Below are 25,052 nucleotides of genomic sequence, written 5' to 3' on the forward strand. Positions count from 1 at the left end.
GATGCCGGGTCCGAACGCCGAAGCCATTCTGCAAACCTGGCTGGACGAGGTCATCGTTCAGGTCTTTGCAAATGATTTTGATGGCTGGGCCGACACGATGGGTTGCCCCCTCGTGACGGTCAGCTGCCAAGGGCGTTCGGTGATCGGCACAAGGGACATGCTGCGCGAAAAGTTTGACCAATGGCGCACACTATTCGAGGTCCAGCGGGTCACTGACATGATCCGCGTCGCGCAGCACGCCACCTTTGTCACCGAGGATCAAATCCACGGCGAATATACCACCGAAACGCTTAGTCACGGGCAGCGGATTATTCCCGGCTTCTCCTCGACCATTACGTTGACGCTGCAGGGGCGGCGTTGGCGGGCAACCGAATTGATCAGCGGCATGACGGGATCGCACCGCCATCTGCTTCACGCAAAACCGCAAGGCAACGCGCCGTCCTGACTGGCACTTGCGCTGCAAACTATCTTGAAAGGGACTATCCCATGACCGATTTCACCATGAACACCGACGCCGACGGCGTTGCCGTCATCACCTGGGACACCATCGGCAAGTCGATGAACGTCATGAGCCAGCAAGGCTTTGCCGATCTGGACGCTCTGGTCGATCAGGCGCTGGCGGACGAGGCTGTAAAGGGCATCGTCATCACCTCTGGCAAAGAGGGCTCTTTTGCGGGCGGCATGGACCTGAACATCATCGCCAAGATGCGCGACGACAGCGACGATCCTGCGCAAGGCATCTTTGACGGCGTCATGGCCATGCACGCCGTGCTGCGCAAGATCGAGCGTGCGGGCATGGATCCCAAGACCCTGAAAGGCGGCAAGCCCATCGCTGCCGCCCTGCCCGGCACCGCGCTCGGCATCGGTCTGGAAATCCCGCTGGCCTGTCACCGCATCTTTGCCGCCGACAATGCCAAGGCCAAGATTGGCCTGCCGGAAATCATGGTCGGCATTTTCCCGGGCGCGGGCGGCACGACCCGCATTTCGCGCAAGCTAGGCGCGATGGCCGCATCGCCCCTGCTGCTGCAGGGCAAGATGAACGACCCCAAAGGCGCAATGCGCGCTGGGGTGATCGACGAGGTCGTGCCGGCAGACGAACTGCTATCCGCCGCTAAGGCATGGGTGTTGCAGGCCAAGGACGCAGACATCGTTAAGCCTTGGGACCAGAAGGGCTATAAAATGCCCGGCGGTGCGCCCTATCACCCCGCTGGCTTCATGACCTTCGTCGGTGCCTCTGCAATGGTCAACGGCAACACGATGGGCGTCTACCCCGCTGCCAAGGCGCTGCTGTCCGCGGTCTATGAAGGCGCGATGGTCCCCTTTGACACCGCACTGAAGATCGAGGCGCGCTGGTTCACCAATGTGCTGCTGAACCCGTCGTCCTCTGCCATGATCCGCAGCCTGTTCATCAACAAAGAGGCGCTGGAAAAAGGCGCGAACCGTCCTGATGTGGCAGACCAAAAGGTCAAACAGGTCGGCATCATCGGCGCTGGCATGATGGGCGCTGGCATCGCGCTGGTGTCCGCCATGGCAGGCATTAAGGTCGTGCTGATCGATGCCAAGCAAGAGGCAGCTGACAAGGGCAAATCCTATACCGCGGATTACATGGACAAAGGCATCGCCCGCAAAAAGGCAACCGCCGAGAAGAAAGAGCAGGTCCTGAGCCTGATCAACGCGACCACCGACTACGCCGCGCTGAAAGACTGCGACCTGATCGTGGAGGCCGTGTTCGAGGACATGTCCGTTAAGGCCGAGGTCACCAAAAAGGTGCAGGCCGTCACCGGCCCCGATTGCATCTTTGCCACCAATACATCGACCTTGCCGATCACTGAACTGGCCGAAGCCGCCAATGATGCGGACAAGTTCATCGGCATCCACTTCTTTAGCCCCGTGGACAAGATGAACCTGGTCGAGATCATTCGCGGCAAGGCAACCGGCGATGTCGCCGTAGCCAAGGCGCTGGATTTCGTGCGCCAGATCCGCAAGACGCCGATCGTGGTGAACGATGCGCGCTTCTTCTACGCCAACCGCTGCATCATCCCCTATATCAACGAAGGCATCCGCATGGTCGCCGAAGGGGTAGAGCCTGCGCTGATCGAAAACGCAGCGAAACTGGTCGGCATGCCGCTAGGCCCGCTGCAGCTGGTGGACGAAACCAGCATTGATCTGGGCGTCAAGATCGCCAAGGCGACCAAGCTGGCGATGGGCGATGCCTATCCCGACGGCGCTGTGGACGAGGTGCTGTTTGCCATGGCCGGTCAGGGACGGATGGGGCGCAAGTCGGCCTCTGGCTTCTATGCCTACGACGACAAGGGCAAGCGCGCGGGCCTGTGGGACCAGCTGGCCGTGCAATATCCCGTTGCGGACGAACAGCCCGACCTGACCACCGTGCAGCACCGCCTGCTGTTCGCGCAGGTGCTGGAAGCCGTGCGCGCCCTGGAAGACGGCGTGCTGACCGACATTCGCGAAGGCGACGTCGGCGCGATCTTGGGCTGGGGCTTTGCGCCATGGTCCGGCGGCCCGTTCAGCTGGCTCGACATCATCGGTGCGCCTTATGCGGCGGACCAGTGCGACCAGCTGACGGAAAAGTTCGGCGACCGCTTCGCCTGCCCCGCGCTGCTGCGCGAGATGGCCGACAAAGGTCAGAGCTTTTACGAGCGGTTTGGGCCGAAGGCTGACAAGGCCGCATAAAGTGCGGTTGCGGGCGCAGGTTGCGCCCGCGCTTGCGGGGGGCTTTGCCCCCCTCTTGGCCTGACGGCCAATTCACCCCCCAAGGTATTTGGGACCAGAAGAATGGAAGGACCGTGCCTTGGGGTGCGGTCCTTTTTTATATCGGCGGGTCGAAGTGGTAGTTTGACCTTGCGATATCGGCGGCGCAAAGGCGGGCGATAAGGGCGGCATCGGCGTCCGCATAATAGGGCCGCCAGTCTTTTGCGCGCTGTGATGTGTTGGCGATGGGCAGATCGAAGCGGAAACCCAGGTGGGCGAAGATGGGGTCGAGATCAGTTTTAGCCTGTTCCAGTCGGATAAAATCCGTGCCGCGCATCACACCTGCCGCATCCGTGACATAGGACGCATAGGGCTGGGCCAGTAGGCTTGCGACGGTATGGGGGTGGTTCAGGAAGGCGCTGAAACCATGAGACTGTGCAAGCGTGACGGCGCGGTGGGCGAAGGTTTGCGCCTGTAGCCAGTGATAGTAGCTGACCATCCGGTCCCACGGATTACGCACCAGCGTAAAGATGCGCCAATCCGTCATGTCGCAGATACCCTCCACATCGCACAAACGGCTATGTTTCCACAGCCGCCCCGGCGCGGTCAGGCCTTGCAGGCGCGCTTTGCGGCGCTTGGCTTTGGGTGTGTTGCCGATCAGGATGTCGTCCTTCATCGCCCGCTCTTCCAAAGCGAGAGCCATGGCGGAACCGCCGGTCTTGGGGATGTGGACAAAGGCATAGCGCCGTCCGGGCGACAGGATCATCGGTGCGTGCCGCTTGCGTCAGTCATCACGGCCCCCATTGCCAAGTTCAAACCTCTGCCCCACTCTGCCAAGCGAGGGCATCAAGGTGAAGGGGGATCGCACATGGGTTGGATGACGGACGAGACGGGACTGGGCAAAACAGCTGCGAATTTTGTAGCGCTGACGCCGCTGACCCACCTGCGGCGCGCGCGGGATGTTTTTGCGGATCACACTGCGCTGGTCTATGGCAACACCGCGTTGACCTACGCCGAATATGCAGACCGTATCAGTCAGTTGGCCCATGCGCTGACCGGGCTGGGTGTGGCCCCCGGCGATGTCGTATCGACGCTATTGCCCAACATCCCCGCCCAGTCAGAGGCGTCATTTGCCGCCCCTGCCTGCGGGGCGGTCGTGAACACGATCAATACCCGGCTGGACGCCGATACCATCGCCTATATCTTTGACCACAGCGGGGCCAAAGTCGCCCTGATCGACAGCCAGTTCATCGCGCTGGTCGAAACCGCGATCACCCTGATGACCACCCCTGCCCCGATCCTGATCGAGGTCCCCGACGCCGTGGCTGGTATCCCCGCCACCGGGCGGCACCGCCTTTACGAAGACCTTGTTGCCAGCGGCGCGCCAGATTTCGCGTGGATCATGCCGCAGGATGAATGGGAAAGCCTTGCGCTGAACTATACCTCTGGCACCACCGGGCGGCCCAAGGGCGTCGTGTATCACCATCGCGGCGCTTACCTTGCGACGATGGGCAACCAGATTTCGTGGCGCATGCAACTGTTCCCGGTGATGCTGCAGATCGTGCCGCTGTTTCACTGCAACAACTGGACGCATACGTGGATGATGCCGCTGCTGGGCGGCACCGCCGTGTGCTGCCGCGACATCACCGCTGCTGCGATCTATGCGGCGATTGCCGATCACGGCGTCACCCATTTCGGCGGCGCCCCCATCGTGCTGAACCTGATCGTCAACGCGGCTGACGCCGACCGCCGCGCCTTTGATCACACGGTCGAGGTATTCACCGCTGGCGCGCCGCCTGCGGCCGCCTTGCTGGCCGCTGTGGGCGAGCTAGGGTTCAATATCACGCAGGTTTACGGGCTGACCGAAACCTATGGCCCGGCAACGGAATGCATCTGGAACGCGGCGTGGGACGCGCTGCCGGGGGAAGAGCGGGCAGCCATCAAGGCGCGGCAAGGCGTGCTAATGCCGATGATGGATGACATCTATGTCGTCGATGACGGGATGCAGGGCGTGCCCCGGGACGGGGAAACGCAGGGCGAGATTGTGATGCGCGGCAATGCGGTGATGAAGGGCTATTACCGCAACCCAGAGGCGACGGAAAAAGCCTTTGCCGGCGGCTATTTCCATACCGAAGATTTGGCCGTCCAGCATCCCGGCGGCTATATCCAGATTACCGACCGGGCCAAGGATATCATCATCTCTGGCGGGGAAAATATCTCCTCTGTCGAGGTGGAAAGCGCGCTGATGCACCACCCCGCCGTCAGCCTGTGCGCCGTTGTCGCCCAGCCCGATGACAAATGGGGCGAAGTGCCCTGCGCCTTTATCGAGCTAAAGGCAGGCCGTACGGCCACGGCGGAAGAGCTGATCGCCCATACCCGCGCCCGTCTGGCGGGCTTCAAATGCCCCAAGCGCATCGTGTTCTGCGAGCTGCCAAAAACATCTACCGGCAAGATCCAGAAGTTCGAATTGCGCAAGCTTGCGGGCCACACCCCCTAGGCGTGCGCGGCTGCGTGGGTTAGGGTCTGAGTAACTAAAGACAGGCAATATGACCGCACTTTCGCAATACGACAGACTAGAAAGCCTTGGCCTGTGGCGCGCCGCGCGCACCGACCAAAGGCGAGAGGTCATCGTCTCTTTCGGGAACGCCACGCTCGTGGTGTCGGACGCGGCCGGGCGGCCCCTGTCGCATTGGTCGCTGCCAGCGATTGTGCAACTTAATCAAGGCGTTGTCCCCGCCGTCTTTGCCCCCGATGCCGATGCAGCGGAATCGCTGGAAATCGACGATCCGATCATGATCGACGCCATCAACACTGTGCGCGGGCAGATTGTCAAAGCGCAGCCGCGCCGTGGCCGCCTGCGCCAAGGGCTGACCGCTGCCGTACTGATCGCCGTGACCGTGGCTGCGGCGACTTGGGGGCCTGCTTTGCTGCGCGATCAGGCGGCAGGAACGCTTAGCGATCTGCGGCGGGCGCAGGTTGGGGCCGCCGTCTTGGGGCATCTGCAGGCCAGCACGGGCCCCGCCTGCCGCGGCGCGCAGGGGCGCGCGGCCCTGCAAACGCTGCAAACGCGCCTGTTCGGCATGAACCGGACAGGGCAGGTCATCGTCCTGCCCGGCGTCTTGCCTGGACCCGCCAGCCTGCCCGGCAATCTGTCGGTGATCGACCGCGCGACTTTGGTGCGCTACGACGATCCCTTTGTGACCGCCGGCGATATCGTTGCCGCGCGCACACGCGATGACGATCCCGTGCAAGATATTTTGCGCCACGCGGGCCTGCGCGCGACGGTGCACTTGCTAACCTCCGGCGCGTTGCCGGATTCCGCGCTGGCCAGCTATGCGGCCTATCTGCTGGATCAGGGCCAGCCGCCTGTCACCGAACCGCAGCTGATCGCCGCCTTCGGTGCCGCAAAAATCCCCACTGCCCCCTATGCCGAACTGCGCACCGCGCGCGGCCAGAACGGGGCGCGTCTGATGACAGCCAAACCGCTGGGCGGGTCAGAGCCGCAACCGGTGCTAACGGATGCCGCATGGCTGCAGCTGCAATCCATCTGCGATAGCTAATCGAAAAAGGGCACCGCGGTGATCCGCAGCGCCCTTTTAAAAATTCCCAAACGAGAAACTTAGCTGCGCAGATAAGCGTCTGCAAAGCCCATGCCACGCACCATGCCAAGGACGCGGTTCAGGTCGGCGGCAGACCGGAACGGACCCGCTGCGATGACCTTAACGCTACCCGACTTGGCAGAAGCGACAGGCAGACCAGCGGCCTGCAGCCGTGCAATCAGCCGCGCTGCGTTCGCCGGATCGCCAAAGCTGCCGACCTGCACATAGCGGTGACCGGTGGTCGCAGCGGCTGGCGCTTGGACTGCGGCGGGCGCGACAGAGCGGCTGCTGACACGGGCCTGCGTCTTTGGCAGACCGCGTTGGTGGTTAATGCGGCCATCGTCCCAGACCTGCGCATAGCCATTGGGCACCGTGACGCGGCTGGCCGGGATGTTAGAGGCAGGTACAGGACCCGCGCCAAAGAGCGGCTTTGCGGTCCGTGTAGACACCGTCGCGGTGCGCGGCAGCGCAGCGCTGGCCAAGGCGGTTGCGCCGCCCGATGGCGACAAGGCTTGCGGGCCGCAGCGCACAGGATAGCGACCGTCAGAATTGAACCCGTCGATCCCGCAGGCACTGGCGGAAGCAACCGTCGGTGCCGCAACACGCGCCTGCGGCACGCTGGCGACCACGGTGGCGGCGGGCACGTCGCAGACGATGGGTTGGCGGGTCGCGGCATTGATCAGCGTACGGCCAGTTGCCACCTGCTGCGCACAAGCGGCAGCCAGCGTCAGACGCAGCGGTGCGGGGCCAGCGGCCACCAGCGGCGGCTGCATCACAGCAGCTACGCGCGGCGCGCCGCCGCAATCAATCGGCTGACCTGTGCTGGCGCTGATATAGCCGCGCTGAACGCCGCTCTTACCTTCGCACGCCTCTGCCAGCGTGATGCGGCGCGGCGCGGGAGGACTGACGACGCGGGCCGTGGCAGGCTGAACAGTCGCGGATGGCGTGGCCGCACGGATTGTCGGCGCAGCGGCCGCAGGCGCAGCAGCGGCAATGCGGGCGGGTGCACTTGCACGCGGCGTGGCCGCACGCGGCGTGGCCGCACGCGGCGTGGCCGCACGCGGCGTGGCCGCACGGGGCGCAGGCGCAGCAACCGGGGCTGGCGTATTGTTCACCGTGATGATCGGTACATTTGGCAGCGGATCGGGCATCGGTGCCGCAGCAGTGCGCGTCGTGGTTGGCTGAAAGTTGCACAGCTGCTCTCGGGCACGGTTCACGCGCGGCACCCAATTCACACGGCCATCCATGCCAGCGCGTACAAAGGCACAGCCCTTGCTGTCGACATATTGCGTGCCGGTGTAAGAGCTGGGCGGGAATTCGGCCGGAATTGCCACGCCCTGCGCCGCAGCGCCGGTGATACCGACACCCGCCGCCATAGTCGCAGCTAAAGCAATCGCACTGGCAAAACTGGTCGCAGACATAGACACCCCCACAAGATATTGTGGTAAGATCGCAAACAATCCCCAGCAAGTAAAGGCATTATCACCTTGATAATGCCTTAATTCTCGAATCCATGCACAGAATCGGTTGGCTGATCGGAACGCCTACTTGGTGCCGAACATCCGGTCACCCGCGTCGCCAAGTCCGGGCACGATATAGCCCTGCTCGTTCAGGCAGTCATCCACGGCGGCCGTGACGATTGGCACATCGGGATGCGCCTCTTTCATGCGGGCAATCCCCTCTGGCGCGGCCAGCAGGCACAGGAACCGGATATTCGTGGCGCCCGCTTTTTTCAGCAGATCAATCGCCGCGACCGACGAATTGCCCGTCGCCAGCATCGGATCGACGGCGATGACCATGCGATCCTCTAGCGATTGCGGCACCTTGAAGTAATACTGCACCGGCTGCAGCGTTTCTTCGTCCCGGTAAAGCCCGACAAAACCAACGCGGGCGCTGGGGATCAGCTCTAGAATACCGTCCATCAGGCCGTTACCGGCCCGCAGGATCGACACCAGCACCAGCTTTTTGCCGTCCAGCACCGGGGCATCCATCATCTGCATCGGCGTCTCGATCCGCTCGGTCGTCATCGGCAGATTGCGCGTAACCTCGTAAGCCAGCAACTGGCTGATTTCGCGCAGCAATTGGCGAAATCCCGCGGTCGAGGTTTCCTTGCGCCGCATCAAGGTCAGCTTGTGCTGCACCAGTGGATGCGTGACGTGGGTCAGGTGTTCGGTCATGCCGCTGCCTCCAGTTTTTTCAAGATCGCATCGCGGGTTGCCACGTCGCAAAAGGCCGCGTTGGCGGCGACGACATTCATGGCACGAAAATCGGTTTCATCCCAGCCAAAGGTCTTTTGCAGGCCTTCCAACTCTTCCGTCATGGTCGTGTGAAAGAACGGCGGATCGTCGGTGCTGATCGTGACCTGCACGCCAGCGTCGCGCAGACGCTCAATCGGGTGCGCGTCCCAGCCGGTGACAGCCTGCAACACAACGTTCGAGCCGGGGCAAACCTCTAGCACGATGCCGCGGTCGACCAGTTCCTGCACAAGGGCCGGATCTTCGATTGCCTTGATGCCGTGGCCAAGGCGCTCGACGCCCAGCGCCAGCGTCTCGCGGATGCGGTCGGGGCCACCCCATTCGCCCGCATGGGCGGTCAGGCGCAGGCCCGCTTCTTTTGCCAGATCAAAGCTATAGGAAAAATCGCCCGGGCGTCCTTCAAGCTCTGCGCCAGCCATGCCAAAGCCGGTCAGGAAACCGTCCGCTGTTTCCGCCGCGACCCGCGCGGCCTTTTTGCAAGCGTCGGGGCCGTGGTGGCGCACAGCCGTCGCGATGCCGCGCAGCACGATGCCGTCCTCGCGCTCTGCATCCTTGGCGGCCTGCGCAATCGCGGCCAGATAATCGCGCCACGCCACCAAATCGCCGCCGCCGCAGAAATCGGGGCTCAGAAAGCTTTCGGTATAAATCACGCCATGCGACGCGCTTTCCGCCAGCACGGCGCGGGTCAGGCGATAGAATTCTTCCGGGCCGGTCAGAACGGTGCACGCCTCGTCATAGATCGACAGGAAATGCGCAAAGTCGCGGAACAAATAGCCGCCATCCGCGTCGAAAATCGCGCTTAGGTCGACCTTCTTTTCGGCAGCCAAGCCTTTGATAAACTCAGGCGGCGCAGCCCCTTCGTGGTGCAGGTGCAGTTCGACTTTTGGGAGTGTTCGCAGTGTCATAGAAAGGATTTTCCTGGTCCGGTATGTGGAATATTCAAGTGGTCTGCCACGCTGGCGGCCACATCAACGAAAGCAAGTTGCCCAAGGGCCCGCGCGCCGATGCCGTGCACCAGTACAGGCACCTGTTCGCGCGTGTGATCGGTGCCGGGCCAGCTGGGATCGTTGCCGTGATCGGCGGTCACGATCAGCAGATCGCCATCCCGCAGACGCGGCAGCAGATCGCCCAGCGCGCCATCAAACCATTCCAGATGGCCCGCATAGCCCGCAATATCGCGGCGGTGGCCGTAAAGGCTGTCAAATTCGACGAAGTTGGCAAAGGTGAACGAGCCGTCTTCGGCCGTGTCGATCAAATCGGACAGATGCCCCATCAGCGCGCGATCTTCGCCTTTGCGGTTCTCGTCGATGCCGCGCATGGAAAAGATGTCGCCGATTTTGCCCACGGCATAAACCTTGCGCCCTGCCGCCTGCGCATTGTCGCACAGCGTCGGGCTGGGCGGCGCGATGGCGTAATCCTTGCGGTTTGCCGTGCGCTTAAAACGGCCCGGCGCGCCAAGGAAAGGCCGCGCAATGACGCGGCCAACCTTCATCGCATGCAGATGCGGGGCCAAGTCTTTGCACAGCTTCAAAAGCCGGTCGAGGCCGAAGCTTTCCTCGTGCGCCGCGATCTGCAGCACCGAGTCCGCCGAGGTATAGACGATCGGCCAGCCGTCCTGCAGATGCGCCGCGCCATGCGCATCGATGATCGCCGTGCCGCTGGCGTGGCAATTGCCGTGGACGCCATCCGTGCCCGCCAGCTTGCAGATCAGCGCTGTCAGATCATCTGGCAGCGCGGGCTGCGTGTCGGGGAAATAGGTCCAATCCCATGGCACCGGCACGCCCGCCAGTTCCCAATGACCGGACGGCGTGTCCTTGCCGGGGCTCACCTCTTGCGCGGCACCCCAGGCGGCGGTCGGTGCGGCATCAAGGCCCGGCACGTCATCGCCGCTGGCCAAACGCACCGCCGCGCCAAGGCCCAGCGAATCCAGGATCGGCACGGTCAGGGCCTGCGCCTGCGCGATATGCGCCACGGTATTGGCCCCGGTGTCTGGCAAGCTGCCGTTGAAAAATGCGTCCGCGTCTGGCGCGCCGCCAATGCCGACCGAGTCGATCACAACCAGAAAAGCACGTGTCATCTAAGTTATCCTGTCCAGTATCAGCGGCCCCACTTGCGGCGCAGCGCCGATGGTGATCGCCGCCTTGACCGCATCGCAGGCCGCCTGCGCGGCATCATCGTTGCGGGCATGCACCACCGCCAGCACATCACCAACGGCCACGCGTTCGCCAAGATTGCGCACATCGGTCAAACCGACGGCGGGGTCAATGCGGTCGCCCTCTTTTTGCCGCCCGCCGCCCAGTGCGACAACGGCAAGACCCAGCGCCTCGCCATCAATCGCGGCGACATGGCCCGCCGCACTGCCCTTGACCGCCAGCGTGACCGGGGCCTTTGGCAAATGCGTGCGCCAGTCCTGATCCATATCGGGCGGGCCGCCCAATGCGGCGATCATCCGGGCGAACCTATTCAGCGCCGTGCCGTCAGCCAGCGTGCGCTCTAACGCGGCGCGGGCCTTATCCTCTGGCCAGCCCGCAAGGCCCAATGCCTCGCAGCCCAGCGCCAGCGCAAGTGTCACCAGACGCGGCGCGGCTTCCGGTGCGCCGGACAGGATTTCCATGCAGGTCGCAAGCTCTGTCGCATTGCCCAGGCTGGGGGCCAGCGGTTGGTTCATGTCCGACAGCACAGCGACGGTCGGGCACCCTGCCCCGCGCGCGGTTTGAACCAACGCCTGCGCCAGCGCGCGCGCCTCGGCTTCGGTTTTCATGAAAGCGCCGCTGCCGAATTTGACGTCCAGCACCAAGGCCCCCAGCCCCGCCGCCAGCTTTTTCGACAGGATCGAGGCGGTGATCAAGTCCACGGAATCCACCGTCGCTGTCACATCGCGCACCGCATACAGCCGCTTGTCCGCCGGCGCGATGCGCCCCGTGGCGCTGACAATCGCGCAGCCGACCTCGGCCACGATGGCGCGCAACCGCGCTTCGCTCACGTCAGTGCTGACGCCCGGAACGGCCTCTAGCTTGTCTAGCGTGCCGCCCGTGTGGCCCAGCCCGCGCCCCGAAATCATCGGCACAAAGACCCCGCAGGCCGCCAACATCGGCGCTAGGATCAGTGACACGCAATCGCCCACGCCGCCGGTCGAATGCTTGTCGACAACCGGCCCCGCCAAATCCCATGCCAGCACATCGCCGCTGTCGCGCATCGCCGCCGTCAGGCCAACACGCCCCGCGTCCGACAGCCCGTTCAAACAGACCGCCATGGCAAAGGCCCCGGCCTGCGCGTCCGACACCGCGCCCGTCGCCAACCCCTGTGCAAACGCCGATAAATCGGCCTGCGGCGGCGTCTGACCCTTGCGCACCTGCGCTATAATCGCCCTAGCATCCATGATCTTAGACCTTGCTCATATAGGCCTGATCGAAGGCCCCGGGCAGCAGCGCGGCGACCGTCGTCTCTTGCGTGACGCCGTCGAGCGTCGTCAGCGTAACAGGCACGTCGCCCCCGCAAAACTCCGCAAGCTTCTGGCGGCACCCGCCGCAGGGGCTGATGGGCTTGGGGCTATCCGCGATAACCGCAACGGCCGCGACATCGCGCGCGCCTGCGGCGCACATGGCTGCAATTGCGCCCGCTTCGGCGCAGGTGCCTTCGGGATAAGCGACGTTCTCGACATTGCAGCCAACGTGGATGCTGCCGTCGGTCATGCGAATGGCAGCCCCCACCAAAAAGCGGGAATAAGGCGCGTGCGCATTCAGGCGTACAGCGGTCGCGGCCGCGATCAGATCGGCGGTTGCGGGGTCAGAATGGGACATGAAAGGAATCTCCGGTATTTGGGATAACAGTGAAGCCCAGCGCCCCCGGATGCAAGGCGACAAGGGGAACCCAAACGCATGACCCAGCGTTGAACCATCACAAGAAGGAGGCCGATATGATACCGCCCACCGCAAAACCGATCCTTGCTGACGACGCAGGCAATCTGCCGCAGGGCAGCGACAGCCCCATGACCGGCGATCAGGCCGATCTGCTGCAAGTGCTTTGCGGCGAAGCGTCCGAACCCTTCGACGCCAGCCTGACCCAATCGCAGGCGCTGGCCCGGATCGAAGAGCTGCGCGGCCACCTGAATACGGACCTGAACCTTTAACTGTTACAGCTGTTTCCCCGAGGCTGTTTTTAACGATCGCCATTTTTGCAAACCGAACACTTTTTATAGGAGCCACAAGATGACGACCGGACCAAACATGACCGAAGACCACCACATGATGAACGGTGAACAAGCCGCCATCCTGCAAGAGCTGTGCGAAAAGACCGGCCATCCGTTTAGCGATCAGATGACCTCTGACCGGGCGGACGATATGATCAATCGCCTGTCGTCGCAGCTGGATGCTGAATCGTCAAAGCGCTGATCAACGCGGCATCACGTTAAAGGCACAAACGTGCCGCGCGATGGCGACCCTACGCCATTGCACCAGTATCTGACGATGCATTGATCCCCGCCCAATCGCAGAACCATCTATCCGGGAAAGATCATCGCCATTTCCGCATCAAACCGGGCCCATGTCATTGTCGCCTGATTACCTGCATATCCATGGTAGTGGCTTTTGCCTGTGGAATTCGGCAATCCGGCCCAAATCTTAGCCAGATTGTTCATAAAGGTGCGCCGCCCGATGCGTCCGGCCTGCACCTCTCGAAATCCGGCCTCTTCCAGCAGCACATCTGCCAGCGCGTCCTGCACCTCGGCCGAGAACCTTGCGCGGTGATCGATCCCCGTGATATCCACCAGCCGCCGCAAGGTAGCCGGGATAAACTGATAACGGCCAATGGCATGGGGCTGGCCCGGCGTCGCCTTGATCCATGCGTAAATCTGCTCGATCGTCATATCAGTAGGCCGCGCTGCGGGCTTACGCGTCGCGCCATATTGCACCGCGTCATAACCGTGACGCCCCGCCTCTGCCGCGGCAATCAGATGCCGGACCCGGTCCGCCGGTGCGCCCCCAGATAGCGCCCCTGACTGAGCACCAGACGGAGCAGAGCGGATGAACCGCACATCATCCACCACGTCGCCGCCCCCGGATTGGGACCGCAACCGCACGGGATAAGGCGCGAAAAAGCTTTTCCCCTCGTCCCCGACAAACAGGCTGGCCACCGTAACAGGGGGCTGTGCCGTGTCCTGCCGGGGCGCGATACTTACCATAGCAACCCGCCCCTGCAGGATCGGTGCCCGTCCCGCCAATGACAACGCATCTGCTGGTGCGATTTCCGGCACAGCGATCACCAGTCCCAGCAGGAATGTCATCAACGACAGCTTTCTGAACAGCGTCATGAGGGGCCCTTTTACACTTCATTCCGGGCGAACCTGTGCGATAAATGTTGATAAATCGTTGGCGGCAGAAATATTTGCCCTTAGCCGGCGCGCTGTTCCCCGCGGCAGTTCAGAACCAGCCATCAGTCAAAAATTGCGGCAAGACACGCATCCCATGCGAAATGATCCCTTTGCACCGTTGCGCTGACCTAGCGTCCGACATGGCGATGGTTTAGGGGTAAACTATCGCTTGAAAGGACCGCCCGGCCATGACCCCCGCCGATAAAGACGACACCCCATCAGACAGCCTGCGCAAGGCGGCTTTGGACTACCACCAGTTCCCGCGCCCCGGCAAATTGGAAATCCGCGCGACTAAGCCGCTGGCTAACGGCCGCGATCTGTCGCGCGCCTATTCCCCCGGTGTCGCCGAGGCCTGCCTCGAGATTAAAAAAGACCCCGCCACGGCCCGCGATTACACCACGCGCGGCAACTTGGTCGGCGTCGTCACCAACGGCACCGCCGTGCTGGGCCTTGGCAATATCGGCGCGCTGGCGTCCAAGCCTGTCATGGAAGGCAAGGCCGTCCTGTTCAAGAAATTCGCCAATATCGACTGCTTCGATATCGAATTGAACGAACCAGACCCCGTCAAACTGGCCGAAATCGTCTGTGCGCTTGAACCCACTTTCGGCGCGATCAACCTTGAAGACATAAAAGCCCCCGACTGCTTTATCGTCGAAAAAATCTGCCGCGAGCGGATGAACATTCCCGTCTTTCACGACGACCAGCACGGCACCGCCATCGTCGTCGGCGCGGGCATCACAAACGCCCTGCGCATCGCGAAAAAGGATTTTGCCGACGTCAAAGTCGTGTCCACCGGCGGCGGCGCTGCCGGTATCGCTTGCCTGAACATGCTGCTCAAACTGGGCGTGCAGCGCAAGAACGTCTTCCTTTGCGACCTGCAAGGCCTTGTTTACAAAGGCCGAGAGCTCGACATGACCGACCAAAAGGCGGAGTACGCCCAAGGTGATCAGCCGCGCACATTGCTTGACGTGATCGACGGGGCGGACGTGTTCCTTGGCCTGTCCGGCCCCGGCGTGCTGACCCCCGATATGGTCGCCAAAATGGCCGAAGTGCCGATCATCTTCGCCTTGGCCAACCCGAACCCGGAAATCGACCCAGGTGCCGCCCGCGCCGTGAACCCACGTGCCATCATCGCCACAGGCCGGTCCGATTTTCCGAACCAAGTCAACAACGTGCTATGCTTTCCCTTCATCTTCCGCGGGGCCCTCGACGCAGGTGCAACCACGATCAATGACGAGATGAAGATTGCCTGCATCGAAGGCATCGCCGCCATGGCCCGCGCCACCACCAGCGCAGAAGCCGCCGCCGCCTACAAAGGCGAGCAGCTGACCTTTGGCCCCGAATACCTGATCCCGAAACCCTTCGACCCGCGCCTGATGGGTGTCGTCGCCAGCGCCGTGGCCCAAGCCGCCTGCGACACCGGCGTCGCCACCCGGCCCATCGCAGATATGGACGCCTACAAGCGCCAGCTCGACGCCTCGGTGTTCAAATCCGCCTTCATCATGCGCCCTGTCTTCGAGGCAGCCCGCACCGCCAGCCGCCGTATCGTCTTTGCCGAAGGCGAGGACGAACGCGTCCTGCGCGCCGCTCAAGCGATCATGGAGGAAACCACCGAAGAGCCGATCCTGATCGGCCGCCCAGAGGTGATCGCCGCCCGCTGCGAACGTGCCGGCCTTGATATCCGGCCCGACGTCGATTTTAAAATCGTGAACCCGGAAAACGATCCGCGCTACCGCGATTACTGGGGCACCTACCATGAAATCATGGCCCGTCAGGGCGTGACCCCTGACCTGGCCCGCGCCATCATGCGCACCAACACCACCGCCATTGGCGCGGTCATGGTCCACCGCGGCGAGGCGGATTCGCTGATCTGCGGCACCTTCGGCCAATACCTGTGGCACCGGAACTACATCCAACAGATCCTCGGCAATGAAACCCTGCACCCCGTCGCAGCCTTGTCGCTGATGATTTTGGAAACCGGCAACCTGTTCATCGCCGACACCCAAGTCCACGAAGAGCCGACGCCAGAGCAGATCGCCGAAACCGTCATCGGTGCCGCCCGCCACATCCGCCGCTTTGGGGTCGAGCCCAAGATCGCGCTGTGTTCGCACAGCCAATTCGGCAATATGGACAGCAACTCTGGCCGCCGCATGCGCGCGGCGATGGACATCCTGCACAGCCAGCCCCGCGATTTCAGCTTTGAAGGCGAAATGCACATCGACAGCGCCCTCGACGTCGAACTCCGCAACCGGATCTTCCCCGGCGCACATCTGGACGGCGCGGCGAACTGCCTTGTCTTTGCCAATGCCGACGCGGCCTCTGGCGTGCGCAACATCCTGAAAATGAAGGGCAACGCGCTCGAAGTCGGCCCGATCCTTATGGGCATGGGCAACCGCGCCCATATCGTGACCCCGTCCATTACCGCCCGCGGCCTGCTGAACATGTCCGCGATCGCAGGCACGCCCGTCTCGCACTACGAATAGTCCTGCCGCAGCCACCGACCTTAAGACCGCACCTGCCGCCGCCCAAAAAGCGGCGCGCAGGTGCGGCCTGACCGTTTCGCCAATCGTGCCAAATCCACACCGCGCCCTCTTCTTCTCGTCCCAAATATCCCCCGCAGCGGCGGGGGCAGCGCCCCCTCCCTCCCCCCTTCTTCTGGTCCTAAATACCTCGGAGGTCTGGAGGCAGCGCCTCCAGTTGGCCCGCCGGGGCCAACCGCCCCCCGGATTTGTCAATAAATTCACACATCCGCCGCCCTTACCCGCACACCGCCCTTGCCCGCCGAAACCCGCCCTTCTATCCCTAACCTAGCGACGTTTGGGAGGACGGGACTTATGACTTACGCTGACATCTACAAAAGCTGGCAAACCGATCCAGAGGCGTTCTGGATGAAGGCCGCGCAAGCGATCACCTGGGTGAAACCACCGTCCCGCGCCCTCGATGACAGCAAAGCGCCAATCTACAGCTGGTATGCCGATGCGCAGGTGAACACCTGCTACAACGCGGTTGACCGCCATGTCGAAAATGGCCGCGCCGATCAGGTTGCCATCATCCACGACAGCCCGATGACGCACAGCGTCAGCCGCATGACCTTTGCAGAGCTGCAAACCGCCACCGCATCCCTTGCTGGCGCGTTGCGCGCTCAGGGCATCGGCATGGGCGACCGGGTCATCATCTACATGCCGATGGTGCCAGAGGCGCTTGTCGCCATGCTCGCCTGCGCCCGCATCGGTGCAGTGCATTCGGTCGTCTTTGGCGGGTTCGCCGCGCACGAACTGGCGGTCCGCATCGACGACGCAACGCCCAAGGCGATCATCGGTGCCTCTTGCGGGCTCGAGCCGGGGCGCACCGTCGCCTATAAACCGCTGATCGACGGGGCCATCGCGCAGGCCAAGCACAAGGTCGACTTCACTGTCATCCTGCAGCGCGAACAGTGCCGCGCCGATATGACGGACGGCTTCGACCACGACTGGCACGCCGTGCAGCAGGGCGTCACGCCAGCCGAATGCGTCCCCGTCGCCGGCGATCACCCGGCCTATATCCTCTACACGTCTGGCACCACTGGCGCGCCCAAGGGCGTGGTCCGCGCCACAGCGGGACACCTTGTCGCGCTGAACTGGACGATGAAAAATATCTATAACGTCAACCCGGGCGAGGTGTTCTGGGCCGCCTCCGACGTCGGCTGGGTCGTGGGCCACAGCTATATCTGCTATGGTCCGCTGATCCACGGCAACACCACTGTTGTCTTCGAAGGCAAGCCTGTCGGCACCCCCGATGCGGGCACCTTCTGGCGCGTGATCCAAGACCACAAGGTCCGCAGCTTTTTCACCGCCCCCACCGCCTTTCGCGCCATCAAGCGCGATGATCCCAAGGGCGAACTGATCAAGGACTACGACATCTCCTCGCTCCGCGCCCTCTATCTTGCTGGCGAACGCGCTGACCCGGACACGATCATCTGGGCGCAAAACGTGATGAAGGTCCCGGTCTACGACCACTGGTGGCAGACCGAATCCGGCTTCCCCATGGTCGGCAACCCCGCCGGGATAGAGGCGCTGCCCGTCAAAATTGGCAGCCCCACCGTCGCCCTGCCCGGCTATGACATCCGCATCCTTGACGAAGGCGGGCACGAGGTCCCGCGCGGCACGCTCGGTGCCATCGCGATCAAGCTTCCCCTGCCCCCCGGCACCCTGCCGACCCTGTGGCAGGCAGAGGATCGCTTTATCAAATCCTACCTGACCACCTTCCCCGGCTACTATGAAACCGGCGACGCGGGCCTGATGGACGAGGACGGCTATCTGTACGTCATGGCGCGCACCGACGATGTCATCAACGTCGCTGGCCACCGCCTGTCCACCGGCGCGATGGAGGAGATCCTTGCCAACCACCCCGACGTCGCCGAATGCGCCGTCATCGGCGTCACGGACGAGCTGAAGGGCCAACTGCCCATGGGGTTTGTGTGCACCAACAAAGGCACCAGCCGCACGGACGCGGACATCGTAAAGGATTGCATCCGCATGGTCCGCGAAGAAATCGGCCCCGTCGCCGCCTTCAAACTGGTCGTCGTGGTGGACCGTCTGCCCAAAACCCGCTCTGGCAAAATCCTGCGCCGCACGATGGTCAGCATCGCCGATAACGCGGACTTTAAGATGCCCGCAACGATTGACGACCCGGCGATCTTGGACGAAATTCGCACGGCATTGAAACCGCTGGGGTATGGCGGGGCGTAATTAAAAGCCCCCCGCTCGGTACCGAGTGGGGGGGGGGGGGGGGCTCTTTTGCAATCTTAAGTAATCCTTGAAAATATTTTGGCAACCGGGCAGTGTTTTACGAACAGCCCTAAAATTAGTGTGCCAATATTTTTTTGAAGGTTTACGTCGTTGTCTGAAGATCTGCTCGTATTACTTGTCATCGCCGCAATCGGTGTCTTTTGGCTGGAACGTAAACTGACCCGTGGCCGCAAGCGACGCAACAAACACAGATCCAAGCGGTACGAAAATTCGCACGATTCAGTGGTGCATTTCCCGCGCTGGCGATCGGAGGCTTATAGTCAGCCAATCACCCGCACCCCGCCAACCCAAAGCACGCAATTACAGGTACCGCCCGTTCCTGCAGCACAGGTCATTCAGGGTCACGCCTATGTTGTCGATGGCGACACTCTGCGCATTCAAAAGACGCAAATCAGGTTGTTCGGCGTTGATGCCCCTGAATTGGATCATCCCCACGGTAAGAATGCGAAATGGGCACTGCACAACCTGTGTAAAGGCCACCTTGTCAGGGCTGAAGTCATCAACGCGGACACCCACGGACGCACGGTTGCGCGCTGCACTCTTCCCGATGGCCGTGACCTTTCAGCAGAGATGGTCAAACAAGGGTTAGCAATCGACTGGCCCAAATTCTCAGATGGGGAATACCGGGAACTAGAGGTGCCGAACGCGCGAAAGAAAATGTGGCTCGCCGATGCAAGACAAAAGGGCCGAATGCAGGTCTGGGAAAACTATAAGATCCAGAAACGTACGTCGCCACCTGCGCCGAAGTAATCACAACATAACCTCTCTTGCGACAAGGGTTTCGATAGCCTGCCCAAACAAACAAAAACCCCGCCTGTTTGCACAGACGGGGTTCCAGAATAAGTCGCTTGGGTCTTTAGATATCGTCGCCCAGCGCACCCTTCACGGTGCCGGTCACGTCTTGCACAGCGCCTTTGGCTTTCTGCGCTTTGCCTTCAGCTTCCAGACGCTCGTTGTCGGTCGCGTCGCCGATGGCTTCTTTCACGGAACCCGCAGCTTTGTTGCCTGCGGCTTTCATTTTGTCAGTCAGTTCGCCCATGAGGAAATCTCCTGTTTTGGTCGGGGGTTGGCGCCAATCATTGCCGCGCTTCCCGTCTGCTGAACAAACCAGCGGCGGCGTATTAGGTTCCGCACTGCTCTCGTTTTCGTGTCAGGTGAATTGCTCTTGGAACAGGCGTTCCTCTAGCCCGTGGCCGGGGTCGAACAGAATGCGGTGGCGGATACTGGGGTCGGACTGAATCTCGACGCTGACCACATTGCGCACGGATTTGCCGTCGGCGTCCGCCATCACAGGACGCTTTTCCGCGTCCAGCACGTCAATCCGCACCACCGCCTTTTTCGGCAACAGCGCCCCGCGCCAGCGCCGCGGCCGGAACGCGGCCATCGCTGTCAGCGCCAAGACGTCCGACCCAATCGGCAGGATCGGTCCATGCGCGCTGTAGTTATACGCCGTCGATCCCGCAGGGGTGCAGACCAGCGCGCCGTCGCAAACCAGCTCTGGCATCCGCAGCGTGCCATCCACGGTGATGCGCAGCTTGGCCGCCTGCGGACCTGCGCGCAGCAAGGACACCTCGTTAATCGCCAGCGCCGTGTGCATCGACCCGTCCGCCGCCAGCGCCGTCATGATCAGCGGGTTAATAATCTCTTCTTCTGCGTCCTGCAGCCGCTGCGCCAGCTTTTCATCCTCGTATTCGTTCATCAGGAACCCGACCGTGCCGCGGTTCATCCCGTAGACCGGGGCATCCAGCGCCTGCGTGGCGTGCAGCGTTTGCAGCATGAAACCATCGCCCCCCAAGGCAACAATATACTGCGCCTCTTGGGGTGCGACGCTGCCATGGCGCTGGGTCAACTCGGCCAACGCCTCTTGGGCAAGGGGGGCGTTGCTGGCCGTAAAAGCGATCCGCAATCGGGGCATAGAGGCGTCATCCTTAACAAGCGTGCCGGGTTTTGTCGTCTGATCCCATCTGAAACGCAAGCACGCGCCATCGCAGCAGATTGACCTAGCGGGACGTTTTGCCGCTTTTGACCTTGCGCCAATTGGCGTAGAAGGCGTGCAAACCTCGTTATCATGCCCGAAAGGAACAGCCATGAACGCCCCCACCCGTGACGACGGCTTCTTCACCGAATCTTTGGCCAGCCGTGATCCTGAAATTGCAAAAGCCATGGACGCCGAACTTGGCCGCCAGCGCAAAGAGATCGAGCTGATCGCATCCGAAAACATCGTCAGCGCCGCCGTCATGGAAGCGCAGGGCGGCGTGATGACGAACAAATACGCCGAAGGCTACCCGGGCCGGCGCTACTACGGCGGGTGTGAACATGTCGACGTGGCTGAAAACCTTGCCATCGACCGCGCCAAGCAGTTGTTTTCCTGTGACTTTGCCAACGTGCAGCCGAACTCCGGCTCTCAGGCAAACCAAGGTGTGTTTCAGGCGCTGCTGCAGCCCGGCGACACGATCCTTGGCATGTCGCTGGACGCTGGCGGCCACCTGACCCACGGCGCAAAGCCGAACCAGTCGGGCAAATGGTTCAACGCCATTCAATACGGCGTGCGCGCGCAGGACTTGGAACTGGACTACGATCAGGTCGCCGAACTGGCCGCTGAACACCAGCCCAAGATGATCATCGCTGGCGGCTCTGCGATTCCCCGCATCATCGATTTTGAGAAAATGCGCGCGATTGCAGATTCGGTCGGCGCTTATCTGCTGGTCGATATGGCGCACTTTGCCGGTCTGGTCGCTGCGGGTCTTTACCCCTCGCCCTTCCCGCACGCGCATGTAGCCACCACGACGACGCACAAAACCCTGCGCGGCCCGCGCGGCGGCATGATCCTGACCAACGATGAAAACATCGCGAAAAAGGTGAACTCGGCCATTTTCCCGGGCATTCAGGGCGGCCCCCTGATGCACGTGATCGCCGCCAAGGCCGTCGCCTTCGGCGAGGCGCTGCGCCCCGGCTTCAAGGACTACCAAAAGCAGGTCGTGCTGAACGCACAGGCGCTGGCAGACGAGCTGATGAAATGCGGCCTTGATATCGTTACCGGCGGCACCGACACGCACCTGATGCTGGTCGACCTGCGCCCCAAAGGCGTCAAGGGTAACGCGACCGAATCCGCCCTTGGCCGCGCCCACATCACCTGCAACAAAAACGGCATCCCCTTCGATTCCGAAAAGCCGACCATCACCTCTGGCGTGCGCCTCGGCTCTCCCGCAGGCACGACACGCGGCTTTACCGAAGAAGAGTTCCGCCAGATCGGCCGCTGGATTGGCCAGGTCGTCGACGGCCTTGCCGCCAACGGCGAAGAGGGCAACGCCGAAGTCGAAGCGCAGGTCCGCGCCGAGGTTGAAGCCATGTGCGACCGCTTCCCGATCTACCCGAACCTGTAATTTTTGCAGAATACAAACAAAGGCCGTCGCACCCTGCGGCGGCCTTTTGCGTTATACGGCAATGACTTCGCGCAGCGCCCCCTTGATTTACGCGCCGCAGCGCCCCACCTCAGGCGGACCAATTCCAAAGGATACTGCCATGACTGACCGCCCAGAGCCCCTTCGTATCGACATCGTATCAGACGTGGTCTGCCCGTGGTGCATCGTCGGCTATCGCCAGCTGAAACAAGCGCTTGATGCCAAAGGCACCGACTATGACCTGCACTGGCACCCGTTTGAATTGAACCCCGGCATGCCTGCGTCTGGCCAAAACATGTCCGAACATATCATGGAAAAATACGGCAGCACCGCCGCCGAGTCGGAAGCCAACCGCAAGCGCCTGACCGATTTGGGCAAAGAGCTGGACTTCGACTTTTCCTTCGGCCCCGACACGCGGATGCACAACACATTCAACACGCATCAGCTGATCCACTGGGCAGACACATTGGACCGCGGCCATGATCTGAAACAGGCGTTCTTCTCGGCCCACTTCACCGACAACGCCGATCTGTCCGACACCGATGCCCTCGTGAAAATCGCAGCCTCCATCGGCCTAGACGCCACGGAAGCCCGCGCCGTGCTGGACGATCAACGCTACGCCGAAGGCGTCCGCGCCGAGGAAAAGTTCTGGACCAGCCAAGGCATCAGCGGCGTGCCCGCTGTGATCTTTGATCGCAAACACCTCGTCACCGGGGCCCAAGGTGCCGAAAACTACGGCAGCATCCTCGACCAACTGGCCGCCCTCCCCGCCGCGTAACGGCCCCCCTTCTTCTGGTCTAAAATACCTCGGGGGGTCGCCGGTTGGTGCGCCACTGGTTCAAGAACCAGCCGGCGGCGGGCAGCGCCCCCAAGGATCGGCCCAGCTTTGCTGGGTCGATCCACCTAGCTGCACAATTCTAAATCCGCCCCTGCACCCGCAGCACCCAAATCACCACCACAAACACTGCGATCCCGGCTGCTGACCAAGCCGCAAGCTTGCGCAGGATCCGCGTCTGCCGCAGTGCCCCGCGATCAATACCGCTCAGATGCGCCAGCACCCGGTCGGCACATCTGCCGGTCGCCGCCGTATCGGCCATGCGCGCCAGCTTCGGGTTGCCCTGCGCCACATCCGCCCGCACCACCGCCCGTAGATCGCGGATCACAGCGCGCGGCAGGCTGCGGCCAACCTTGCTGGCCTGCTGTTCCAGCGTGCGACCATTCAGCCCCAGCTTTGCCTGCAGCTCGGACCGGATACGCGCATTTTTGCGGGAAAGGGTGTCAGCAACCATGTCCCTGTGGTAGCGATGGGGCCGCGCCCTCTCAAGCCCCGGGGCGGCGCGAAACCCAACATGATACAGGCCTGCGACATGCTGAACACAATCACCCACGGCACCCCGACTGACTTGGCCCCCCTGCTGATCGTCCATGGCCTGTTTGGCTCTGCCCGAAATTGGGGCGTGATTGCAAAACGGCTATCGGACACCCGCCAAGTCGTGGCCGTCGACATGCGCAACCACGGCGACAGCCCGGCGATGGACAGCCACAGCTATGCCGACATGGCCGCCGATCTGGCCGAGGTCATTGCAGGGATCGCCCCCAAGATGGACGTCATGGGTCATTCGATGGGCGGCAAGGCGGCGATGATGTTGGCGCTGACCCGGCCTGCGCTGATCAACAAACTGATCGTCGCTGACATCGCGCCTACCCCTTACGATCACTCTCAAGACGGCCCGCTGCACGCCATGCAAGGCGTGGACCTATCGCAGATCACATCGCGCAAGGATGCCGCCGACCAGATGGACGTTGACGCAGGCACGGCGGCGTTCCTGCTGCAAAGCCTTGATCTGCAAAACAAACGCTGGAAGCTGAACCTTGACGTTCTGGCCCGCGATATGCCCCAGATTGTCGGCTGGCCAGCGCCTGCGGGCCAGTTCGACGGCCCCGCCCTGTTTCTGCGCGGCGCAAACTCATCTTATGTCCCGGACAGCGCGGCACCCGCCATCCATGCCGCCTTTCCCGCCGCTTTGATCGAAACCGTGCCAGACGCAGGCCATTGGCTGCACGCCGAACAGCCCCGCGCGGTTGAAGCTGCGGTGCGCGCCTTTCTGGACGCCTAGATCACCGCAGAGGTCAGAAAAGCGGCAAGGCACAGCCCGCCCATCAGGCTGACAAAGATATAAGGAAGGCTTTGCATTGGATCGCTCCTGCGGTTTGGCGTTTGTGCCACATAATACGCAGCCGCTGCATCTTTCCGTCGCGCGCGATTGCACAATGTCATAAGACTTGGAAAATCATTCCCCTTCGCGACCGGAGACACTCGCATGACACGCATTCTTTCGCTTTTTGCCGTTCTGACAGCCCTGACCGCCTGCAACACCATCGCAGGTGCTGGCCAAGACCTGACCGCGACGGGCACAGCGATCACGACCCAGACCCGCGCCGTGCAGTCGGATCTGTAACCCCACCCTGTCCCAGAAGGCCTATTTTGCCATGTTTACGCTTCGCACAGTCTTTGTCGTTATTATCGCCGGTATCATTGGCACGATCTTTAATTCCATCGCCATCAACATCATGGCGGGCGCTGACGTGATGCCGCTGATCACGTCACTTGGACGCAACCTGATTGCGATCATCGTGGCCCTGCTGCTGATCCCGGCCTTTGCACGCGGCGGCAACGTCGCGGCTTGGGCCTTCGCCCTGATCGCGCTGACCGTGATCCCGTCGCTGCTGGCGAAATTCGTCTTTGGCGCCGCTGCCCCGTGGCAGTTCGTTTTGACGGTGAACTTCATCTACGCCTTCGTCGCGACGCTGATCTATGCGGTGTCCTACCGCAAACACTAAGCGCTGCTCACACCACACCAAAAAGGCCCGCAGTCACCGCTGCGGGCCTTTTTCATGCCCCGCTCGGCGTTAACCATTCGGTCACACTGTTT

Annotated in this window: 25 protein-coding genes; 14 read left to right on the forward strand and 11 right to left on the reverse strand. The window is 62.3% G+C overall.

The annotated features are described in order from the left end of the window. Position 1 precedes the first annotated feature (1 nt). Positions 2–445: a hypothetical protein gene (locus KBW81_RS11220; protein WP_254247225.1), complete on the forward strand. Its 444-nt coding sequence runs from the start codon at positions 2–4 to the stop codon at positions 443–445. Between the two features lie 41 nt (positions 446–486). After that, a complete protein-coding gene (locus KBW81_RS11225; protein WP_254247226.1) occupies positions 487–2,691 on the forward strand; it encodes a 3-hydroxyacyl-CoA dehydrogenase NAD-binding domain-containing protein in 2,205 nt (734 codons plus the stop codon). Between the two features lie 136 nt (positions 2,692–2,827). Here KBW81_RS11225 and KBW81_RS11230 read toward each other — a convergent pair whose 3' ends face one another. Further along, the gene (locus KBW81_RS11230; protein ID WP_254247227.1) at positions 2,828–3,475 is read right to left on the reverse strand and encodes a sulfotransferase family 2 domain-containing protein; all 648 of its coding nucleotides are present in this window, start codon (positions 3,473–3,475) and stop codon (positions 2,828–2,830) included. A 102-nt stretch (positions 3,476–3,577) separates the two neighbouring features. Between KBW81_RS11230 and KBW81_RS11235 the strand changes: the two genes are divergently transcribed. Together KBW81_RS11235 and KBW81_RS11240 are read left to right on the forward strand one after the other, a co-directional pair. Beyond that, a complete protein-coding gene (locus KBW81_RS11235) occupies positions 3,578–5,206 on the forward strand; it encodes an AMP-binding protein (RefSeq protein WP_254247228.1) in 1,629 nt (542 codons plus the stop codon). Between the two features lie 49 nt (positions 5,207–5,255). Further along, a complete protein-coding gene (locus tag KBW81_RS11240) occupies positions 5,256–6,269 on the forward strand; it encodes a hypothetical protein (RefSeq protein WP_254247229.1) in 1,014 nt (337 codons plus the stop codon). A gap of 59 nt (positions 6,270–6,328) precedes the next feature. Here KBW81_RS11240 and KBW81_RS11245 read toward each other — a convergent pair whose 3' ends face one another. The 6 genes from KBW81_RS11245 to KBW81_RS11270 all read right to left on the reverse strand — a co-directional run bounded on the left by KBW81_RS11245 (position 6,329) and on the right by KBW81_RS11270 (position 12,363). Next, positions 6,329–7,729, reverse strand: coding sequence for an SPOR domain-containing protein (locus KBW81_RS11245; protein ID WP_254247230.1), 1,401 nt, complete (start codon positions 7,727–7,729; stop codon positions 6,329–6,331). A 123-nt stretch (positions 7,730–7,852) separates the two neighbouring features. Next, positions 7,853–8,485: a uracil phosphoribosyltransferase gene (gene upp, locus KBW81_RS11250; protein ID WP_254247231.1), complete on the reverse strand. Its 633-nt coding sequence runs from the start codon at positions 8,483–8,485 to the stop codon at positions 7,853–7,855. After that, positions 8,482–9,468, reverse strand: a complete 987-nt coding sequence (locus tag KBW81_RS11255; protein ID WP_254247232.1) for an adenosine deaminase — start codon at positions 9,466–9,468, stop codon at positions 8,482–8,484. The genes upp and KBW81_RS11255 overlap by 4 nt, the downstream gene beginning before the upstream one ends. Beyond that, positions 9,465–10,640 (reverse strand): phosphopentomutase, encoded by a 1,176-nt coding sequence (locus KBW81_RS11260; RefSeq protein ID WP_254247233.1) that lies wholly within the window; start codon positions 10,638–10,640, stop codon positions 9,465–9,467. Before KBW81_RS11260 ends, KBW81_RS11255 begins: the two co-directional genes overlap by 4 nt. Beyond that, the gene (locus tag KBW81_RS11265) at positions 10,641–11,942 is read right to left on the reverse strand and encodes a thymidine phosphorylase (protein WP_254247234.1); all 1,302 of its coding nucleotides are present in this window, start codon (positions 11,940–11,942) and stop codon (positions 10,641–10,643) included. A 4-nt stretch (positions 11,943–11,946) separates the two neighbouring features. After that, positions 11,947–12,363 (reverse strand): cytidine deaminase, encoded by a 417-nt coding sequence (locus tag KBW81_RS11270; RefSeq protein ID WP_090189155.1) that lies wholly within the window; start codon positions 12,361–12,363, stop codon positions 11,947–11,949. Between the two features lie 116 nt (positions 12,364–12,479). Between KBW81_RS11270 and KBW81_RS11275 the strand changes: the two genes are divergently transcribed. Beyond that, positions 12,480–12,692, forward strand: coding sequence for a DUF3072 domain-containing protein (locus tag KBW81_RS11275; protein WP_090189153.1), 213 nt, complete (start codon positions 12,480–12,482; stop codon positions 12,690–12,692). 79 nt (positions 12,693–12,771) lie between these two features. Beyond that, positions 12,772–12,954, forward strand: coding sequence for a hypothetical protein (locus KBW81_RS11280; RefSeq protein ID WP_254247235.1), 183 nt, complete (start codon positions 12,772–12,774; stop codon positions 12,952–12,954). Between the two features lie 107 nt (positions 12,955–13,061). Here the strand turns inward: KBW81_RS11280 and KBW81_RS11285 are convergent, their stop codons facing one another. After that, entirely contained in the window at positions 13,062–13,871 is an 810-nt protein-coding gene (locus KBW81_RS11285; protein ID WP_254247236.1) for a lysozyme family protein, read from the reverse strand. 248 nt (positions 13,872–14,119) lie between these two features. Here KBW81_RS11285 and KBW81_RS11290 point away from each other — a divergent pair, with 248 nt between their 5' ends. From KBW81_RS11290 to KBW81_RS11300, 3 genes are all read left to right on the forward strand, one after another. Then, positions 14,120–16,414, forward strand: a complete 2,295-nt coding sequence (locus tag KBW81_RS11290; protein ID WP_090189147.1) for an NADP-dependent malic enzyme — start codon at positions 14,120–14,122, stop codon at positions 16,412–16,414. Between the two features lie 351 nt (positions 16,415–16,765). Further along, the gene (locus KBW81_RS11295) at positions 16,766–18,658 is read left to right on the forward strand and encodes a propionyl-CoA synthetase (protein WP_254247237.1); all 1,893 of its coding nucleotides are present in this window, start codon (positions 16,766–16,768) and stop codon (positions 18,656–18,658) included. A gap of 150 nt (positions 18,659–18,808) precedes the next feature. Further along, the gene (locus KBW81_RS11300) at positions 18,809–19,468 is read left to right on the forward strand and encodes a thermonuclease family protein (RefSeq protein ID WP_254247238.1); all 660 of its coding nucleotides are present in this window, start codon (positions 18,809–18,811) and stop codon (positions 19,466–19,468) included. A gap of 106 nt (positions 19,469–19,574) precedes the next feature. Here the strand turns inward: KBW81_RS11300 and KBW81_RS11305 are convergent, their stop codons facing one another. Then, positions 19,575–19,757 carry a CsbD family protein gene (locus tag KBW81_RS11305; protein ID WP_090189141.1) on the reverse strand — a complete coding sequence of 61 codons (183 nt, stop codon included), beginning with the start codon at positions 19,755–19,757 and terminating at the stop codon, positions 19,575–19,577. Positions 19,758–19,868: 111 nt separating this feature from the next. Then, a complete protein-coding gene (locus tag KBW81_RS11310; RefSeq protein ID WP_254247239.1) occupies positions 19,869–20,633 on the reverse strand; it encodes an NAD kinase in 765 nt (254 codons plus the stop codon). Between the two features lie 172 nt (positions 20,634–20,805). On the opposite strand from KBW81_RS11310, the gene glyA reads away from it, so the two are divergent. Next, a complete protein-coding gene (gene glyA / locus KBW81_RS11315; protein ID WP_090189137.1) occupies positions 20,806–22,101 on the forward strand; it encodes a serine hydroxymethyltransferase in 1,296 nt (431 codons plus the stop codon). A gap of 139 nt (positions 22,102–22,240) precedes the next feature. Beyond that, positions 22,241–22,897, forward strand: a complete 657-nt coding sequence (locus tag KBW81_RS11320) for a DsbA family oxidoreductase (protein ID WP_254247240.1) — start codon at positions 22,241–22,243, stop codon at positions 22,895–22,897. A gap of 139 nt (positions 22,898–23,036) precedes the next feature. Here the strand turns inward: KBW81_RS11320 and KBW81_RS11325 are convergent, their stop codons facing one another. Then, positions 23,037–23,408, reverse strand: coding sequence for a hypothetical protein (locus KBW81_RS11325; RefSeq protein WP_254247241.1), 372 nt, complete (start codon positions 23,406–23,408; stop codon positions 23,037–23,039). Positions 23,409–23,486: 78 nt separating this feature from the next. On the opposite strand from KBW81_RS11325, the gene KBW81_RS11330 reads away from it, so the two are divergent. The 3 genes from KBW81_RS11330 (at position 23,487) to KBW81_RS11340 (ending at position 24,960) form a co-directional block, all read left to right on the forward strand. After that, positions 23,487–24,236 carry an alpha/beta fold hydrolase gene (locus tag KBW81_RS11330; RefSeq protein WP_254247242.1) on the forward strand — a complete coding sequence of 250 codons (750 nt, stop codon included), beginning with the start codon at positions 23,487–23,489 and terminating at the stop codon, positions 24,234–24,236. 204 nt (positions 24,237–24,440) lie between these two features. Further along, complete coding sequence (locus tag KBW81_RS11335; protein ID WP_090189131.1) at positions 24,441–24,578, forward strand: entericidin, EcnA/B family; 138 nt, start codon at positions 24,441–24,443, stop codon at positions 24,576–24,578. 31 nt (positions 24,579–24,609) lie between these two features. Further along, complete coding sequence (locus KBW81_RS11340) at positions 24,610–24,960, forward strand: hypothetical protein (protein WP_254247243.1); 351 nt, start codon at positions 24,610–24,612, stop codon at positions 24,958–24,960. The last annotated feature ends 92 nt before the right edge of the window (positions 24,961–25,052 follow it).

Origin of the sequence: Loktanella salsilacus (assembly GCF_024206795.1) — a bacterium.
Taxonomy (GTDB): domain Bacteria; phylum Pseudomonadota; class Alphaproteobacteria; order Rhodobacterales; family Rhodobacteraceae; genus Loktanella; species Loktanella salsilacus.